A 17,165-nucleotide genomic window follows, 5' to 3' on the forward strand; every position below is an offset into this window, starting at 1 on the left:
CGGCCCATGAATCGCACGGCTATGCCCTGCCCCGCTAATTACTCGAGGTCTTCGACACCGAGTTCGTTGAGCGCGTTCTGCATCAGTTGGCGCGCCGAGTCGCTGAGCTTTTCGTGGTCGAGGGCGTAACGGATCGTGGCCTCGATCAGGCCGAGGTGGGTACCGCAGTCGAAGCGCGTGCCCTGGAAACGGTAGGCGTTGACGGTCTCGCGTTCGAGCAGGGTCGCGATAGCGTCGGTGAGCTGGATCTCGCCGCCGGCGCCAGGCGTGGTGGTTTCGAGCAGTTCGAAGATGCCCGGATTGAGCACGTAACGGCCGACCACGGCGAGCGTGCTCGGCGCCACGTCCGGCTCGGGTTTCTCGACGATGGCGCGAATCCGGCCCTGTCGGGCCTGGAAGGCGTCGGTGGCGACGATGCCGTAGCTGGCGGTCTGTTCGCGAGGCACGTCCTGCACGGCGATGACGCTGGCGCCGCTGCTCTGCGCGGCGTCGGCCATCTGCTTGAGCGCGCCGGGGCCGCGGTTCCAGATCACGTCGTCGGGCAGCAGCACCGCGAAGGGTTCGTTGCCGATCACTTCCTTGGCGCACAGCACCGCATGGCCCAGGCCCAGCGCTTCGGCCTGGGTCACGAACACCGCACGCACGCCCTCGGGCAGCACGTTGCGGATCAGTTCGAGTTGTTCGGTCTTGCCGGAGCGTTCGAGCTTGTGTTCGAGCTCGTAGGCCTTGTCGAAGTAGTCGGCAACCGCGTGCTTGTAGCGGTTGGTGATGAATACCAGGGTGTCGCAACCGGCTTCGATCGCCTCATCCACGGCGTACTGGATCAGCGGCCGGTCGATGATCGGCAGCATCTCCTTCGGCACGGTCTTGGTCGCGGGGAGAAAACGGGTGCCGAGGCCGGCGACCGGAAAAACAGCCTTGCGAATACGTGTTTCCATTAAATCTTCCTGGCGTTGCGGGCGGGGAACGCCACCACCGTAGCCGACTCCTTGTAATCGGGATGTTCACCTACCGGGCGGAATTCCGGTACCGCGATGCGCAACAGCGTGCTGAGCGCCTCGCGGTCGTAGCGGATCGAAGCCTCGCGCAGTTGCTGCAAGGAGTTCTCCAGCGCCCCGGCCGACACGTCGCGCGGCTCGGCCTGGAGAATCTTCGGGTGCACCGTCGGGCGATAACGCTCGTCGGCGTGGAACAAGGTCTCGTGCAGCTTCTCGCCCGGACGCAGGCCGGTGTAGACGATGGCGACATCGCGGCCCGGCGTCTTGCCGGCCAGGCGGATCATCTGCTCGGCCAGCAGGCGGATCGGCACCGGTTCGCCCATGTCGAGGGTGTAGATCGCCTCGTGGGTGCCGATCGCCGAAGCCTGCAGGATCAACTGGCAGGCTTCCGGAATGGTCATGAAGAAACGCGTGACTTCCGGATCGGTGACAGTGACCGGACCGCCGCTGCGGATCTGTTCGCGGAACAGCGGCACCACGCTGCCGGCCGAGTCGAGCACGTTGCCGAAGCGCACGGTGACGAAACGGGTGGCGCGCTGATCGGCCAGCGACTGGCAGGTCATCTCGGCCAGGCGCTTGGTCGCGCCGAGCACGTTGACCGGGTCGACCGCCTTGTCCGTGGAGATCAGCACGAAGGTGCCGACGCCGGCCGCGCGGCAGGCGCGTGCCACCGTCTCGGTGGTCAGTACGTTGTTGCGCACCGCCTCGCGCAACTGCGCTTCCAGCAACGGCACCTGCTTGTAGGCGGCGGCGTGGAAGGCGGCGTCCGGCGCGGCGAGCTTGAGCGCGTACTCGATGAGCGCCTTGTCGCCGCAGTCGCCGAGGATCGGAATGAATTCGACGTCGGGGAAGTCGCGGCGCAGCGCGGTCTCGGTGGTGACCAGGGCCAGCTCGTCGATCTCGATCAGGGCGATGCGCCCGGCACCGTGGCGCGCGCACTGGCGGCACAACTCAGAACCGATCGAACCGCCAGCACCGGTCACCAGAACCGAACGCGCACCGAGCCAGGCGCGGATCGCCTTCCAGTCCGGCAGCACCGGCTTGCGGCCGAGCAAGTCCTCGATCGCGACTTCCTTGAGCTCGCCGGGCAGCGAGCGCCCTTCAAGCACGTCCTGCAGGCGCGGCACCATGCGGAACGGCACGCCGGTGCGTTCGCAGGCCATGACCACGCGCTGCATCGCATTGGCATCGGCCGAGGGCATGGCGATGACCAGCAGCTTGGCCGCGGTCTCGCGCGCGATCTCGGCGACGTCGTCGACGTTGCCGAGCACCGGCACGCCCTGGACCTTACTGCCGCGCAGGCGCGCGGCGTCGTCGAGGAAACCGACCGGGTGATAGGTGCCGAATCGGCGCAGGTCGCGGACCAGGGCCTCGCCGGCGCGGCCGGCGCCGAGGATCAAAATCCTCACCGAGACCGCATTGGCGCTATCGATGCGGCTATCCTTCCAGGCCCGGTACAGCAGGCGCGGCGCGCCCAGCATGCCCATCAGCACCAGCGGGTACAGCACCAGCACGGTGCGCGGCACGGCATCGACGCGGTTATAGAGGAACAGGCCCAGGACGATCGCGAACAGGCCCAGCATGCAGGCCTTGAAGATGTTCCACAGGTCGGGCACGCCGGCGAAACGCCACAGGCCGCGGTACAGGCCGACCTGCCAGAAGACCAGGCCTTGCGCGGCCAGAACCAGGGCGATCTCGGTCGACCACAGCGGCAGGGTCGGAGGGGTCGCGGTGATGCCGAAGCGCAACTTGTGCAGCGCCTGCCAGACCAGCCAAACCATCGCGAGATCGTGCGCAACCACCGCCAACCGGGGCAGGCCGCTTTTCAGACGATCGCGCAATGAACTCATTCCCTGCCCCTACTGAAGAAAATCAATCGGTTCGGCCCGCTCGGCCGCTCGGTTCGTCCTAGCTGATCGGGTCGCCGGTTTCGCGTCCGGTCTTCTGGATCAGCCACCAAAAAAAAGCGCCGGACATATACCACGCGGCTGCCATACATAAGATGAAACCGGTTCGGACTTCGGTCACATAGCGCACGCAGACTACGGACAGCAGCGTGAAAACCGCATAGGCGAGGGTCACCCGGGTGTGGCCGATGCGCCTGGCCCAGACCTGGTAAGCGTGCTGAGTATGCGGTGTCCACCAGCGTTCGCCGCGCCGGACCCGCCGTAGCAGGGTCAGGCCGGAGTCGACCATGAATGCGGCCAGCGGCAACAGCAACAGGCCTGAACGCAGGCCGAGCCCGCTCGCGGCGAGCACACATAATGCGGCGACGGCGTAGCCGATTGCGCCGCTGCCGACGTCGCCCATGAAGATGCGCGCGCGCGGGAAATTGAACGGCAGAAACCCGACGCAGGCCGCCAGCAAGGCCAGCGCCAGCCAGCTCCAGACCGGCCCTCCGAGCCAGACCAGGGCCAGCGCGACCAACGCCGCCTGCGAAGCGGCCATGCCGTTGATGCCGTCCATGAAATTCCAGACGTTGGTCAGTCCGACCGCCAGGGCGAACGCCGCCAGCGCCAGCCAGACATTGCCCAGGACGTACCAGACTGCGAACGCCAGCAAGGCCGCAGCGAAGGCATGCACCCCCAGGCGCAGCCACGGCGACAGCGGGCGATGGTCGTCGACCCAGCCGATACCGGCGATCGCCAACAGGCCGATGCCGAACGCCAATGCGAGCGGCGCATGCGAGGGGAAGCGAATGCCGAGCGCAGCCGTGGCGATCAACACCGCGGCGACGATGGCGATGCCGCCGCCGCGCGGCGTGGCGACGCTATGGCTGCGGCGTTCGCCGGGCTCGTCGATGAGCCGGCTGTGCAGCGCATAGACGCGCGCCAGCCAGGTACCGGCGGCGCCGAGCGCCGCGTAGATCGCGATCCATTGCCACATCGCTCAGACCACCGCGTAGTTCAGCAGCGGCTTGACCGAACCCCATTCCTTGCAGCTCGGGCATTGCCAGTGGTGACTACGGGCGCCGAAGCCGCAGCGGTTGCAGCGGTAACTCGGATTGCGCACCAGCAACTGGTCGGTAATGTGCTTGAGGTCGTGCAGGGTCGCCAGCGGGTCGGCGTTCTCGGCGATGGTCAGGTCGATCAGCGCCGCTTCGCCGCGTACCGAGGGCCGGTCCTTGAGCTGGCGCGCCAGATAGGCGCGCGCGGCCGGCACGCCGTCTTCGGCTTCGACCATGCGGGTCAGCGCCAGCACCGGGGCGATGCCGCGGTAGTGTTCGCACATCTCGGCCAGGAAGGCGCGCGCGCCGGTGGCGTCGCCGTCGCGTTCGTAGCAACTCAGCAACGCCGGCAATACTTCCGGCAGGTAATCGGGGTCGGCGCGGGCGACGCGCTCGAAGGCGCGGATCGCCGCGGCATCGTTGCCGGTTTCCACTTCGATGCGGCCTTCCAGCATGCCGGCGCGGACCGAATTGGCATCGGCCTCGTAGGCGCGCTTGACCGCCGCGCGCGCGGCATCGGTGTCGCCGGCGGCGCGGTAGCGGTCGGCCAGCTCGCACTCGAACTGGGCGATCAGCTTGCCCATCGGTTCGCCGGTCGCAGCCTCGTAGCGCTGGGCGTTCTCGATCGCCTTGTCCCAGTCGCGTTCGGACTGATAGATGCCGATCAGATGGCGCAGCGCCAGCGGCGCGCGCATGTCCAGCGCGACCAGATCGCTGAACACCGTCTCGGCGCGGTCGAGCAAGCCCGAACGCATGTAGTCCTCGCCGAGCGCGAGCAAGGCCTGGACCTTCTGCTGATCGCTCAGGCCCGGCCGTTGCACCAGGGCCTGGTGCAGGCGGATCGCGCGGTCGACTTCGCCGCGGCGGCGAAACAAGTGGCCGAGCGCGACCTGGGTCTCGAAGGTGTCCTTGTCGAGCTCGGCGATGTGCAGGAACAACTCGATCGCCTTGTCGGGCTGTTCGTTGAGCAGGTAGTTGAGGCCGCGGAAATAGGTGGTCGACAACCGGCTGACCTGGTTGTCGCTATGCCGCTCGCCCCCTCGCCGCCCGATCACCCAGCCGCTCACGGCCGCGACCGGCAGCAACAGGAAGAACCAGAACCACTGGCTGATGAATTCCATGCTCAGACCTCGGGGCCGGCGAGCGGGGGCGCCGGCGCGGCGCTCGCAGCGCGCTCGGCGCGACTGAGGCGGCGCCGCAACGGCAGGACCACGCTGGCGCTGATGGCCAGGCCGCCGATCAGGGCGCCGAGCAACAGCGCGACGATCAGGGCGATGCCGAGCGAGGTCGCCGGGACGAAACCGATACCGAGGTCGATGCTGACGATCTGGCGGTTCAAAGCGCCGAGGATCGCCCCTGCCGCGAGGCAGGCCAGGGCGATGAGGAGTCGGATCACGCGCATGGGAGAGTTCCGGAGGTCGTGCACGATCTCGTGCGTGTCGCGCCTAGCTTAACGGACAGGCGCGGCCACAGCGTAGACGCCGGGCGGGCTGGGATTAAGGGAAGGGACGAGGAAGGCCCGCCCTGAAGCCGGCCCGAAGGTCGGTGGTGCGGTCGGGACCTTATATAAGGCGGCATCGCGGGATGCCGGGACTAAACCTGGCCGAACGCGGGCGCTCAGGCCTCTTCGTCGAGCGGCGTTACGCCGCTGACGCGTTCGCGCAGTTCCTTGCCGGGCTTGAAATGCGGGACGTGCTTGCCGGGCAATGCGACCGACTCGCCGGTCTTCGGGTTGCGGCCCAGGCGTGGCGGACGGTAGTGCAGCGAGAAGCTGCCGAAGCCGCGGATTTCGATCCGCTCGCCGGCCGACAGGGCGCCGCCCATCATTTCCAGCAAAGCCTTCACCGCCAGATCCACATCGTCGCCCTTGAGATGGGCCTGACGCTGCGAAAGGATCTCGATGAGTTCGGACTTGGTCATGGACGAAGCGTGGCCTTGCCTTAGGAAGGTCGTGAGAGAGTCGTGCGGACGTCGCGATCAGCTGCGATCCCCTACCGCAGACCGAAGGCGACCCGGCCATGCCGGGCCGCCTCGGCGGATACTTCGGTGTTGCCGGCCCGGATCGACCGGGCCGTATTGCCTGTAGCGTGACGCGTGCAGCGATTACTCGGACTTGCCGCCCAGACGCTCGCGCAGCAACGCGCCGAGGCTGGTGGTGCCGCTGGCGGCTTCGGAGGTCTGGCGGTTGTAATCGGCCATCGCTTCCTGCTGCTCGTGCTCGTCCTTGGCCTTGATCGACAGCTGCATGCTGCGGCCCTTGCGGTCGGTGCCGATGATCTTGGCTTCGACTTCCTGGCCGACCTTGAGGTACTGCGAAGCGTCTTCGACGCGCTCCTTGGCGATGTCGCGCGCGGCGACGTAGCCTTCGATGCCGTCGGCCAGTTCGATCGTCGCACCCTTGGCGTCGACTTCCTTGACCGTGCCCTTGACGATCGAGCCCTTGGCGTTGGAAGCCACGTACTGACCCATCGGGTCCTGCTCGAGCTGCTTCACGCCGAGGCTGATGCGCTCGCGCTCCGGATCCACGGCCAGGACCACGGCTTCCAGCGTGTCGCCCTTCTTGTAGTTGCGGACCACGTCTTCGCCGGTGGTGTTCCAGCTGATGTCGGACAGGTGGACCAGGCCATCGATACCGCCGTCCAGGCCGATGAAGATGCCGAAGTCGGTGATCGACTTGATCTGGCCTTCGACCTTGTCGCCCTTCTTGTGGATGGCCGCGAAGGTCTCCCACGGGTTCGAGGTGACCTGCTTCATGCCCAGCGAGATACGACGACGCTCTTCATCGACGTCGAGGACCATGACCTGAACTTCGTCGCCGACCTGCACGATCTTGGACGGGTTGACGTTCTTGTTGGTCCAATCCATCTCGGACACGTGCACCAGGCCTTCGACGCCCGGCTCGATCTCGACGAACGCGCCGTAATCGGTGACGTTGCTGACCTTGCCGAACACGCGGGTGTTGGCCGGGTAGCGACGGGCGATGTTGTCCCACGGATCCTCGCCCAGCTGCTTGAGGCCGAGGCTGACGCGGTTGCGCTCGCGGTCGTACTTGAGCACGCGGACGTCGAGTTCCTGACCGACTTCCACGACTTCCGACGGGTGACGCACGCGCTTCCACGCCATGTCGGTGATGTGCAGCAGGCCATCGATGCCGCCGAGGTCGACGAACGCACCGTAATCGGTGAGGTTCTTGACGACGCCCTTGAGGATCGCGCCTTCCTGCAGCTTCTCCATCAGCTGTTCGCGCTCGACGCTGTACTCGCTCTCGACCACCGCACGGCGGGAGACGACGATGTTATTGCGCTTGCGGTCCAGCTTGATCAGCTTGAACTCGAGTTCCTTGCCTTCCAGGTAGGCGGAGTCGCGCACCGGGCGCACGTCCACCAGCGAACCCGGCAGGAAGCCGCGGACATCCTTGATGTCGACGGTGAAACCACCCTTGACCTTGCCGCTGATGCGGCCGGTGATGGTCTCGTTCTTTTCGAGCGCCTCTTCGAGCTCGTCCCACACCATTGCGCGCTTGGCTTTCTCGCGCGACAGCACGGTTTCGCCAAAGCCGTTCTCGATCGAGTCGAGTGCGACCTTGACCTCGTCGCCCACGGCAACGTCGATCTCGCCGGCGTCGTTACGGAACTGTTCGATCGGCACAATGCCTTCGGACTTCAGGCCGGCGTTGATCACCACCACGTCGCCGCGGACTTCCACGACGGTACCGGTGACGATGGCGCCGGGCTTCAGCTTGGCGAGGTATTGCTGACTCTGCTCGAACAGTTCGGCAAATGATTCGGTCATTGGATTGGATATCTCGGTTAAACACACGGGCCGCACCGTCTGACATCGTTGCCGGACTGGCAACGCAAGCAGTACGTGGTCGACCCACCCGTTATGTGGCGCGATGGAACTGCACCATGTGTTATTGGTTGATCCGGCGCAGGATTGCGACGGGGCTGTGGAACAACGTTTGCAACATGCGTAACGAAAACCAGCTGTAACGAAACCCTGTTACGACTGCATCTGCCACGGACGCATCGCGTGCGCTCGTGCCGTTCAGCGCGCAGGCAACAAAGCCAGCACCTGTTCGACTACCGTGTCGATGCCCAGACCGGTGGTATCGATGCGGACGGCATCTTCGGCCGGACGCAACGGCGCCACCGAACGCTGGGCGTCGCGGGCGTCGCGGGCAAGAATCTCCCGTAGCAGACCATCTAAAGTAACCGAAACCCCTTTGTCTTTCAACTGCTTATAGCGCCTTTCGGCCCTTTCGTCGGCGCTGGCGGTCAGGAACACCTTGAACGGGGCGTCCGGGAAGATCACCGTGCCCATGTCGCGGCCATCCGCGACCAGCCCCGGCGCCTGCCTGAACGCGCGTTGGCGGTCCTTGAGAGCGGCCCGGACTTCCGGGATGGCGGCGATCGCCGAGGCCGCGGCGCCGGCGGTTTCGGTGCGCAGCTCGTCGGTGGCGTCGACCTCGTTGACCAGGACCCTCAGCTCGCCGCGCTCGTCGTCGCGGAAGCCGATGTGGGTGTCGAAGGCGCAGCGGACCAGGGCCGCCGGGTCGGCCAGGTCGAGATCGGCCCAGCCCGCGGCCACGCCGACCGCACGGTAGAGGGCGCCGGAATCGAGGTAATGCCAGCCCAGGCGCTGCGCGACCAGGCGGCTGATGGTGCCCTTGCCCGAGCCCGAGGGCCCGTCGATGGTGAGGACGGGGATACTGCTGTTGTCTGAGGATGCGCTGTTCATGCGTATCATTATGCGACGGCAGCAGGGGTTTTCGGCTCGCGATCGCAGCCGATCGGCGCCAGGTGCCTCTGGGCGCAGGCCCCGGCTCGCCGCGCCCGACCCGCCGAATCGGGCCGCCAAACCCGAGCCCGGCCCCCGCGGCCACGGCTCTCGGCGCATCGTCGCCAGCGTGGCGATTTCGCCCCTCGTCGGCGCCGGCTGGATTTTTTCACGCAAGCACTTGATCGGACGAAGATTTGTCCGCTACAATCGCGGGCTAACTTTTCCACCCCGCTTCTTTCACCTAATTTTTGCCGAGGTCTCTCATGAAGGTCCTGTCCTCCCTGAAGTCGGCGAAGGCCCGTCACCGCGACTGCAAAGTCGTCCGCCGCCGCGGCAAGGTCTTCGTGATTTGCAAGTCGAACCCGCGTTTCAAAGCGCGCCAGCGCTGAAACGAACCAACCGGGTCAAAGCGCGTCAGCGCTGAAACCCGCCGGACGGCTCCTCGCCGTTCGAGGTTCGAAGCAGAAAGCCGCCGCAAGGCGGCTTTCTTCGTTATCCAGCCCGATCCTCCCTCGGCTTCGCCAAACCGTGACGGCCGCACGCTGCCGTTAAGCGTCAGCTTGTGACTAGAATCCCCGCGTCCTTTGACGAGGTGGCTCTTCCATGAAATCGCGTATCGCCGTTGCCCCGCTGTTGCTCGCCCTGCTCGCCTTTTCCGGCGCCGTCTCTGCCGAGACTCTGCTGATCCAGCGCGTGCAGGAGGAAGGCAAGGCTTTGCTGCCGACCCGTGGCCAGAGCATGGACCAGGTCAAGGCGCGCTACGGCGAGCCGACCCAGCGCATGGATCCGCGCGGCGGCCAGAAGCGCCAGTGGCCGCAGATCAACCGTTGGGTCTACCCGGCTTTCACCGTCTACTTCGAGAAGAGCCGGGTGATCGACGTGGTCGCCAACAAGGCCGACGCCGAGGAAATCGGGCCGAAACCGCCTATCCTTTGAGGCTATGAATAAAAACGTATTGCGCTTCCCCGCGGAGTGGGAACCCCAGTCCGCGGTTCTTATCGCTTGGCCGAACGCCGACACCGACTGGGCCGAGCGCCTGGGCGAGGTCGAGGAAACCTACATCGCCCTGGTCGCGGCCATCGTCCGCTACCAACCCGCGTTGATCTGCGTGGCCGACGACGACGTCCAGGCCTATGCCCGCGCGCGCCTGTCTTCGGCGCGCATCGACATGGCCCGGGTGCACTTCATCGAAGCGCCGTACGACGACACCTGGCTGCGCGACTCCGGTCCGATCAGCCTGCGCGACGGCGATGGCTTCCGACTGCTCGACTTCCGCTTCACCGGCTGGGGCGGCAAGTTCGACGCCAGCCAGGACGACCTGCTGGTCGAACGCCTCACCGAGATGGGAACCTTCTCGAACAGTGTTCGTCAAAGCATTGATTTTGCTTTGGAAGGCGGCGCCATTGAGACCGACGGCGCCGGCACCTTGCTGAGTACCTGGCAGTGCCTGCACGAGCGCCACCCGCAGGCCAGCCGCGAGGACATCACCGCCAAGCTGGCCGGCTGGCTGCAGCAGGACCGGGTGCTGTGGCTGGACCACGGTTATCTCGAGGGCGACGACACCGACGCCCACATCGACACCCTGGCCCGCTTCGCCGCGCCCGATGCCATCGTCTACCAGGGCTGCGACGACCCCGCCGATTCGCACTACGCCGAACTGCAGGCCATGGCGGCCGAACTGGCGGCGCTGCGCACCCGCGACGGCCAACCTTATCGCCTGTTCGCGTTGCCGTGGGCGCAGCCGGTGATCGATGAAAACCGAAGACTGGCGGCGAGTTACGCCAACTTCCTGATCATCAACGGCGCCGTGCTGATGCCGGCCTACGGCGATGCCGTCGACGCCGAAGCCCAGGCCGTGCTGGCCCAGGCCTTCCCTGGCCGCGACATCGTCCCGGTGCCCTGCCGCGCCCTGATCTGGCAGAACGGCAGCCTGCATTGCGTCACCATGCAGTTGCCGCAGGGGTTGGTGGCGGGCGACTGAGCCCGCTCCATGCAGGACATGCGCATCGCCTTGCTGATCGCCACCGCTGTGGCGATCAGCCTGTATTGCCTCGGCCTGATCGCGGCCGCATGGTGGGCGCCGTCATTGCGGCGGCTGATGCCGTTCCGTCCGCGTTGGCAGGACGGTGTGCGCACAGGCCCTTGGGGCATGACTGCGCAAGCGCTTAGCCTGCAATGCCTGGTACTGATGATCGCTACCAAATCGATCGGTTGGGACCATGCGTTCAAATGGACTTTTACCGGCTTTCTCATCAGCGGCGTAGCCACCTTCGCAATCTGGGCCTGCGAAGCCGCGATCGATCAGGAAAGAAATCGCGATTGAAGGCGATCGACGCCGCCACCGCGCGGACGTCCGACGCGTCCCGTCTACAATGACATCGCACCTCGTCTGGACCGCTTACCCATGAAGAAGACCACCCTGCCCGTCGCCCTGATCCAGGACCGCGACCACGGCTCGCGCGAGGCCAACCTGGCCAACATCGAAGCCCGCGTCGGCGAAGCGGCCAAGCGCGGCGCGCGCCTGGTGCTGCTGCAGGAACTGCATAACGGGCCGTACTTCTGCCAGCACGAGTCGGTCGCCGAGTTCGACTTGGCCGAGCCGATTCCCGGCCCGAGCACCGAGCGCCTGGCCGCCCTGGCCAAGCAACACGGTGTGGTCCTGGTCAGTTCGCTGTTCGAGCGTCGCGCGGCCGGGCTGTACCACAACACTGCGGTGGTCTATGAGGCCGACGGCTCGATCGCCGGCAAGTACCGCAAGATGCATATCCCCGACGATCCGGGCTTCTACGAGAAGTTCTACTTCACCCCGGGCGACATCGGTTTCGAGCCGATCGACACCTCGGTCGGCCGCCTCGGCGTGCTGGTGTGCTGGGACCAGTGGTATCCGGAAGGCGCACGCCTGATGGCGCTGGCCGGCGCCGAGCTGCTGCTGTATCCGACCGCCATCGGCTGGGACCCGGACGACCAGCAGGACGAGAAGGACCGCCAGCGCAACGCCTGGATCCTCAGCCATCGCGGCCATGCGGTCGCCAACGGCCTGCCGGTGCTCAGCGTCAACCGCGTCGGCCACGAACCCTCTCCGATCGGTGCCTCCGGCATCCAGTTCTGGGGTTCCAGCCATGTGCTCGGACCGCAGGGCGAGTTCCTGGCCGAGGCCAAGACCCAGGAGCCCGAAATCGTGATGGCCGAAGTCGACCTCGGCCGCAGCGAACACGTGCGACGGATCTGGCCGTTCCTGCGTGATCGCCGCATCGACGCCTACGCCGACCTGCTCAAGCGGTACCGCGATTGAACGCGGGCGCTCGTCCGTCGCCCTTGCTGCGTCCGGCGGTCGACGCCGACCTCGACGCAATCACCGTGCTGTATGCGCGGGAAGTGCGCGAGGGCCTGGCGACCTACGAGTACGACGAACCCGATGCCGTCGAAATGCGGCGACGCTGGCGCACGATCGTCGACGCCGGCTATCCCTACCTGGTCGCCGAGCACGACGGCGCTTTCGCCGGCTATGCCTATGCGACGGCCTACCGCAGCCGCATCGGCTATCGCTGGACGGTCGAGAACTCGGTCTACGTCGCCCCGGACTTCCACGGCCGCGGCATCGGCCGTGCCCTGATGCAGCGCTTGATCGAGGACTGCACCGCGCTCGGCTTCCGACAGATGGTCGCGGTGATCGGCGACGGCAGCAACCAGGCCTCGGTGGCTTTGCACGAACGCCTGGGTTTCAAGCCCGGCGGCGTATTCCCCGGCCTGGGCCGCAAGCACGGCCGCTGGCTCGACACCGTGCAGTTGGTACGCGCGCTCGGCGACGGCGACCAGGGCGAGCCCGACGAAGGCGTGCCGGGCCTGCGCTGATCGCCATCCGGCGACAGCTTCGAAGCATCGCGACGTCCATCGAAGCGTCGGCCTCCCCTGCGTTGAACACTCCGCGCCCGGTGTCCCATACCGAGCGCCCGACCGTGGCCGCGGATGGCCGCGGTCCGAGTTCTCATTACAGGCAGTCGCACAACCCTCGGGACCGCACTGCGACCCAGGCCCGTGGCAAGGCCGGCGTGGTCCGGTAAGCTGAACGGCGATTGCCGACGAACGGTCGCAATAAAACGAACGGACGTGCTATTTTGAATTCATGTCGATGCTGACCGCCACCGTCAAAGGCGCCGCCACCCGCGACGCGATCCTCGAACAGGCCTACGGCATCGCCTCGTCGGCCGGCCTGGAAGGCTTGTCGATCGGCCCGCTCGCGGCCGCGGTCGGCATGTCCAAGAGCGGCGTGTTCGCCCACTTCGGTTCGCGCGAAGACTTGCAACTGGCGGTGCTGGACATGGCCAGCCAGCGTTTCGTCGAATATGTGCTGTTGCCGGCATTGCAACACCCGCGCGGCCTGCCGCGCCTGCGCGCGATCGTCGATGCCTGGTTCGATTGGGCGCGCCACACCGAAGGCGGCTGCGTGCTGCTCGGCGCGGTCAGCGAGTACGACGACCGCCCCGGCACGCTGCGCGATGCCGTGGTCGACCAGCAAAAGCGCTGGCACCAGGTGCTGGGCAAGGCCGTGCAACTGGCCATCGACACCGGCGAGCTCGGCGCCGACACCGACACCGCGCAACTGGCTTTCGAGATCTACGGCGTGGCCCTGGTCGTGCACCACGACTCCGGCCTGTTCGGCTACGACTCCGCGACCGAACGCGGGCGCCGCGCCTACGAACGCCTGATCGGTTCCTACGCTTCTTCCCCCACCGCCTGAGCGACCGACGAGGTTCGTCATGTATCCGCTTATCGCCAAAATTAGCACGACCGTTCGTAACATGTTGAAACTATACGGCCTGCGCCTGGGTTTCCTGGTCGGCGCCTGGTTCGCGCCCGACGCCACCATGCACCGGGTGGCGACCTTGTTCTGCACGCCGTTCGCCTCGACCCGCACTCGCGCGCTCGCCGCGCCGACCCACGGCGCCCGCGAGGAGTCGCTGGAGGTCGACGGCCAGCGCATCGCCACCTATGTCTGGGGCAACCCGCAGCGCCAGCCTTATGTGTTGTTCGCCCACGGCTGGTCGAGCCACGGCACCCGCATCGCCAAATGGTTGCCGGCGCTGTCCGCTGCCGGCTATGCGGTGGTGGCGTTCGACCAACCCGCTCACGGCAAGAGCGCCGGCCGCCTCGCCACCCTGCCCGACTTCACCCGCCATCTGTTCGCCGTCGGCCAGCACTACGGCCCGGCGGCGGTGGTGATCGGCCATTCGCTCGGCGGCGCCGCGGCGTTGCTGGCGATGGCGCGCGGCATGCGCGCCGAACGCGCGGTGCTGATCGCGCCCGCGGCCGACCCGGTCGCGGCGGTGAAGCGTTTCGCCCGCTTTTTGTGGGTCGGCGAAGACATCTGCCGGCGCCTGTTCGCCTATTACGAGGCGCATATCGGCATCAGCTTCGATTCGCAGCAGGCGCATCGCAACGCGCCCGGCATCGCCAGCCCGGCCCTGATCGTGCACGACCTGGACGACCGCGAAGTGCCTTGGGCCGAGGGCGAGCGTTATGCACGCTACTGGCCCGATTCGCGTCTGCTCAGCACCCAGGGACTGGGCCACAACCGCATCGCCGACGACGGCAGCGTGATCCTCGCCGCCTTGCGTTTCCTGCACGGCGAACAGGTCGGCGACAAAGTGGTGTCCAGCGAGAACCTGCCCTACGGCTTCGCCTGAACCCGGCCCCGCAGCGGCCGCCAAAACCGGCCGCCGCGGTTCGATGGGAGATCGCTCGTGGGGAGAGCCACCGTGGCGGGCGCGCTGCAATGCCCTCCCGGCCGTTTCGTGAACGCGACCGCGTTCATTGCCGGCCCCGGTTGCAGGCTCTAAGCTCTGCCCCCATACGGTAGGAGTCGCCGTCCGGCAACGGAGCGGCTTTACCCCATCGATTCCACCCGCTTCGGCACAAGACGGCGCCCTTGGGCGCCGTTGTGTTTGCCGGGGCCGCCACCGGGCCGCTGCATGCATCCGTTCTCGAGTTCGTCCCTCCGTCGACTGCGCGGGCTGCGCGCATGAGCGAGTCGTTGTTGGCGCAGGCGGGCACCGGCCTGCAGGACGTGCTCGCCACGCAACCGCACGCAGTGGTCGAACGCGACGGCGTGCGCTACACCTTGCTAGGCACCGCCCACGTATCGCAGGCCAGCGTCGACGCGGTGCGCGATGCGGTCGGCAGCGGCGCCTTCGATGCGGTCGCGGTCGAACTCGATCCGCAGCGCCTGCAGGCCCTGACCGATCCGGACGCGCTGGCCAAGCTCGACCTGATCCAGGTGATCCGTTCCGGCAAGACCGCACTGTTCGCCGCCAACCTGGCCTTGGCCGCATACCAGCGCCGGCTCGCCGAACAGCTCGGCATCGAACCCGGCGCCGAGCTCAAGCGTGCGGTGCTGGAGGCGCGGCAGCGCGACCTGCCGGTGCACCTGATCGATCGCGAAGTCGGCCTGACCTTCAAACGCGCCTCCTCCAAGCTCGGTTTCTGGGGCCGGGCCAAGCTCGGTGTCGGCCTGATCAGCGGCCTGTTCGCCGCCGACGAGGTCGGCGAGGAAGAGATCGAGAAACTCAAGCAAGGCGACATGCTCGAATCGAGCTTCGGCGAATTCGCCGCCGAAAGCCCGGAGCTGTACGAGACCGTGATCGCCGAACGCGACCGCTACATGGCCGCACGCCTGCGCGAGACCCACGGCGATGCGCGCGAAGTGCTGGCCGTGGTCGGCGCCGGCCACCTGCAAGGTCTGGCCCGGCATCTGCGCGAAGACACCGAAGACCCGGTCGCCCAACGCACCGCGCTCGAACAGGTCACCACCAAGAGCAAGGTGCCGTGGGTGATGATCGTGATCACCTCGCTGATCATCGCCGGCATCGCCTGGGGCTTCTGGAAGGGCGGCGCGGCGATGGGCGCCGACCTGCTGCTGCAATGGGTGCTGTTCACCGGCGGCCTGGCCGCGCTGGGCTGCCTGCTCGCCGGCGGCCATCCCTTCAGCATCATCACCGCCGCGGTGGTCGCCCCGTTGAAACCGTTCCGCCCCGGCGTGCCGACCGGCGCGCTCAGCGCCCTGGTCGAAGTGCATCGGCGCAAGCCGGCCTACGGCGACTTCATGGCGCTGCGCGACGACGCGCAGACGCTCAAAGGCTGGTACCGCAACCGCGTCGCCCGCGTGGTGCTGAACTTCATGCTGACCAACATCGGCACCGGCATCGGCGTGTGGCTGGCTGGGTTCCGCATCGCGAGCAAGCTGGTCGGTTAAGGGGCGGGTTTAAGCGGCACAGCTTCGCCGTCACGCCCTATTGCCCCTTTTGTGAGGGGCAAGTGCCCGACGCGGGATTCGTTGCAGACGAGCAAACGGAGCGCGGAGGTTGCCTTCGTGCCGATGACGTTGCGTGGAAGTGCAAGAGCAAATCCCCCTTGCCCCCTCACAAAGGGGGAGGACTGTTACGCGGTGTGACTACAGTTGGAGCCACTGAACTCCTGTACCGCGAACGCCCTCGCGCAGAGCGAACCAGCAGTTTCATGCGCCGTACCTGTTGCCCCCTTTGGAAAGGGGGCAAGCGCCCGGCGCAGGATTCGTTGCAGACGAGAAAACGTAGCGCCGGGGATTTGCCTTCGTGCCGATTACGCTGCGCAGAAGCGGCTATCGGAGACGGAGCTTCCGTATCGCCAAGGCTCAACGAATCGGCAGTTTCAGGCGCCGTCCGTTCCAGTCCAGGACCACACCGTCGGTCCTGATCGCGACCAGCACGGCATCGCCGATGCGGCCGCCTTCGGACAGGCGCTGGCCGTCGATGATCACGAACCGCTGCGCCGGTGCGTCGTTCCACATGTGCATGCTCAGTTTGAGCGGCGGCAGCTGTTTGCGCTCGGCGGCCGGAAGGTCGGCGAGTAGCAGCAGGCCTTCGTTGCGTTCGACGGCCACCGGCGCCGGCGGCGCGGGCGGTGCTACCTGCAACGGTTCCGGCACCGCGATGGGCGGCGCCGGCCGAGGTTCCGGCGCCGGCGGCGCGCGCGGCGCGACCGCGACGGTCTCTTTATTTGTCTCTCTCTCCGGCTTCGTATCCGCAGGCGCCGGGGGCGCTGGCGCCGCGACGACGGCCGGGCTCGCCGGCACCGGTGCGGGTGCTGCCGGCCTCTGCTCTGGTTCCGATTCTGATTCTGGCACCGGTTTGACCGGAGCAGCAGGCGACTCGGCGATCGCGGGCGCTTCGATCCGAGGCGGCCCGGCATCGGCGATCCGATCGCGCTGGCCGACTTCGCCCGTGCTATCGGCGAGAGGTTCGACGGGCGGGCTCTGCCGGCTGCCGAACCACCAGGCAAGCGCAGCGACGACGACCGCAGCGAGCACCAGCCACCACCCGATCGGCGTGGATTGACGCTGCACGCGGGCGACCGGCGGCAGTTCCGCATACAGGTCGGGCGACTCGCCGCGGCGGCGTTCGGCC

Annotated in this window: 18 protein-coding genes; 9 read left to right on the plus strand and 9 right to left on the minus strand. The window is 66.9% G+C overall.

The window, feature by feature from the left end; genetic code table 11:
• Positions 1–38 precede the first annotated feature (38 nt).
• The 8 genes from galU to cmk form a co-directional block, all read right to left on the minus strand.
• Positions 39–938 carry a UTP--glucose-1-phosphate uridylyltransferase GalU gene (galU, locus tag EX88_RS0108945; protein WP_031371661.1) on the minus strand — a complete coding sequence of 300 codons (900 nt, stop codon included), beginning with the start codon at positions 936–938 and terminating at the stop codon, positions 39–41.
• Entirely contained in the window at positions 938–2,848 is a 1,911-nt protein-coding gene (locus tag EX88_RS0108950) for a polysaccharide biosynthesis protein (RefSeq protein WP_031371662.1), read from the minus strand. The genes galU and EX88_RS0108950 overlap by 1 nt, the downstream gene beginning before the upstream one ends.
• Before the next feature lie 58 nt (positions 2,849–2,906).
• Positions 2,907–3,884, minus strand: a complete 978-nt coding sequence (locus EX88_RS0108955) for an MraY family glycosyltransferase (RefSeq protein WP_036148404.1) — start codon at positions 3,882–3,884, stop codon at positions 2,907–2,909.
• Positions 3,885–3,887: 3 nt separating this feature from the next.
• Complete coding sequence (lapB, locus tag EX88_RS0108960) at positions 3,888–5,066, minus strand: lipopolysaccharide assembly protein LapB (RefSeq protein ID WP_031371664.1); 1,179 nt, start codon at positions 5,064–5,066, stop codon at positions 3,888–3,890.
• 2 nt (positions 5,067–5,068) lie between these two features.
• Positions 5,069–5,347: a lipopolysaccharide assembly protein LapA domain-containing protein gene (locus EX88_RS0108965; RefSeq protein WP_031371665.1), complete on the minus strand. Its 279-nt coding sequence runs from the start codon at positions 5,345–5,347 to the stop codon at positions 5,069–5,071.
• 215 nt (positions 5,348–5,562) lie between these two features.
• On the minus strand, positions 5,563–5,865 hold the full coding sequence (locus tag EX88_RS0108970) for an integration host factor subunit beta (RefSeq protein WP_031371666.1): 303 nt from the start codon (positions 5,863–5,865) through the stop codon (positions 5,563–5,565).
• 183 nt (positions 5,866–6,048) lie between these two features.
• On the minus strand, positions 6,049–7,737 hold the full coding sequence (gene rpsA, locus EX88_RS0108975; RefSeq protein ID WP_031371667.1) for a 30S ribosomal protein S1: 1,689 nt from the start codon (positions 7,735–7,737) through the stop codon (positions 6,049–6,051).
• Between the two features lie 255 nt (positions 7,738–7,992).
• Positions 7,993–8,685, minus strand: a complete 693-nt coding sequence (gene cmk / locus EX88_RS0108980) for a (d)CMP kinase (RefSeq protein WP_031371668.1) — start codon at positions 8,683–8,685, stop codon at positions 7,993–7,995.
• A 305-nt stretch (positions 8,686–8,990) separates the two neighbouring features.
• On the opposite strand from cmk, the gene ykgO reads away from it, so the two are divergent.
• The 9 genes from ykgO (at position 8,991) to EX88_RS0109025 (ending at position 15,976) form a co-directional block, all read left to right on the plus strand.
• On the plus strand, positions 8,991–9,116 hold the full coding sequence (gene ykgO / locus EX88_RS0108985) for a type B 50S ribosomal protein L36 (RefSeq protein ID WP_010342887.1): 126 nt from the start codon (positions 8,991–8,993) through the stop codon (positions 9,114–9,116).
• A 214-nt stretch (positions 9,117–9,330) separates the two neighbouring features.
• Positions 9,331–9,663 carry a hypothetical protein gene (locus tag EX88_RS0108990; protein WP_031371669.1) on the plus strand — a complete coding sequence of 111 codons (333 nt, stop codon included), beginning with the start codon at positions 9,331–9,333 and terminating at the stop codon, positions 9,661–9,663.
• 4 nt (positions 9,664–9,667) lie between these two features.
• Positions 9,668–10,708, plus strand: coding sequence for an agmatine deiminase family protein (locus tag EX88_RS0108995; protein WP_031371670.1), 1,041 nt, complete (start codon positions 9,668–9,670; stop codon positions 10,706–10,708).
• A gap of 9 nt (positions 10,709–10,717) precedes the next feature.
• Positions 10,718–11,050, plus strand: a complete 333-nt coding sequence (locus tag EX88_RS0109000) for a hypothetical protein (RefSeq protein WP_031371671.1) — start codon at positions 10,718–10,720, stop codon at positions 11,048–11,050.
• A gap of 81 nt (positions 11,051–11,131) precedes the next feature.
• On the plus strand, positions 11,132–12,019 hold the full coding sequence (locus EX88_RS0109005; protein ID WP_031371672.1) for a carbon-nitrogen hydrolase: 888 nt from the start codon (positions 11,132–11,134) through the stop codon (positions 12,017–12,019).
• A complete protein-coding gene (locus tag EX88_RS0109010; protein ID WP_031371673.1) occupies positions 12,016–12,579 on the plus strand; it encodes a GNAT family N-acetyltransferase in 564 nt (187 codons plus the stop codon). The genes EX88_RS0109005 and EX88_RS0109010 overlap by 4 nt, the downstream gene beginning before the upstream one ends.
• 277 nt (positions 12,580–12,856) lie before the next feature.
• Positions 12,857–13,465 (plus strand): TetR/AcrR family transcriptional regulator, encoded by a 609-nt coding sequence (locus EX88_RS0109015; protein WP_318025854.1) that lies wholly within the window; start codon positions 12,857–12,859, stop codon positions 13,463–13,465.
• Positions 13,466–13,526: 61 nt separating this feature from the next.
• Entirely contained in the window at positions 13,527–14,411 is an 885-nt protein-coding gene (locus EX88_RS0109020) for an alpha/beta hydrolase (RefSeq protein ID WP_031371675.1), read from the plus strand.
• 335 nt (positions 14,412–14,746) lie between these two features.
• Complete coding sequence (locus EX88_RS0109025; protein ID WP_036148409.1) at positions 14,747–15,976, plus strand: TraB/GumN family protein; 1,230 nt, start codon at positions 14,747–14,749, stop codon at positions 15,974–15,976.
• Between the two features lie 417 nt (positions 15,977–16,393).
• On the opposite strand, the gene EX88_RS27325 is transcribed toward EX88_RS0109025, so the two are convergent.
• The gene (locus tag EX88_RS27325) at positions 16,394–17,104 is read right to left on the minus strand and encodes a general secretion pathway protein GspB (RefSeq protein ID WP_152566177.1); all 711 of its coding nucleotides are present in this window, start codon (positions 17,102–17,104) and stop codon (positions 16,394–16,396) included.
• Positions 17,105–17,165 lie beyond the last annotated feature (61 nt).

This window comes from Lysobacter antibioticus (assembly GCF_000731095.1).
Taxonomy (GTDB): Bacteria; Pseudomonadota; Gammaproteobacteria; order Xanthomonadales; family Xanthomonadaceae; genus Lysobacter; species Lysobacter antibioticus_B.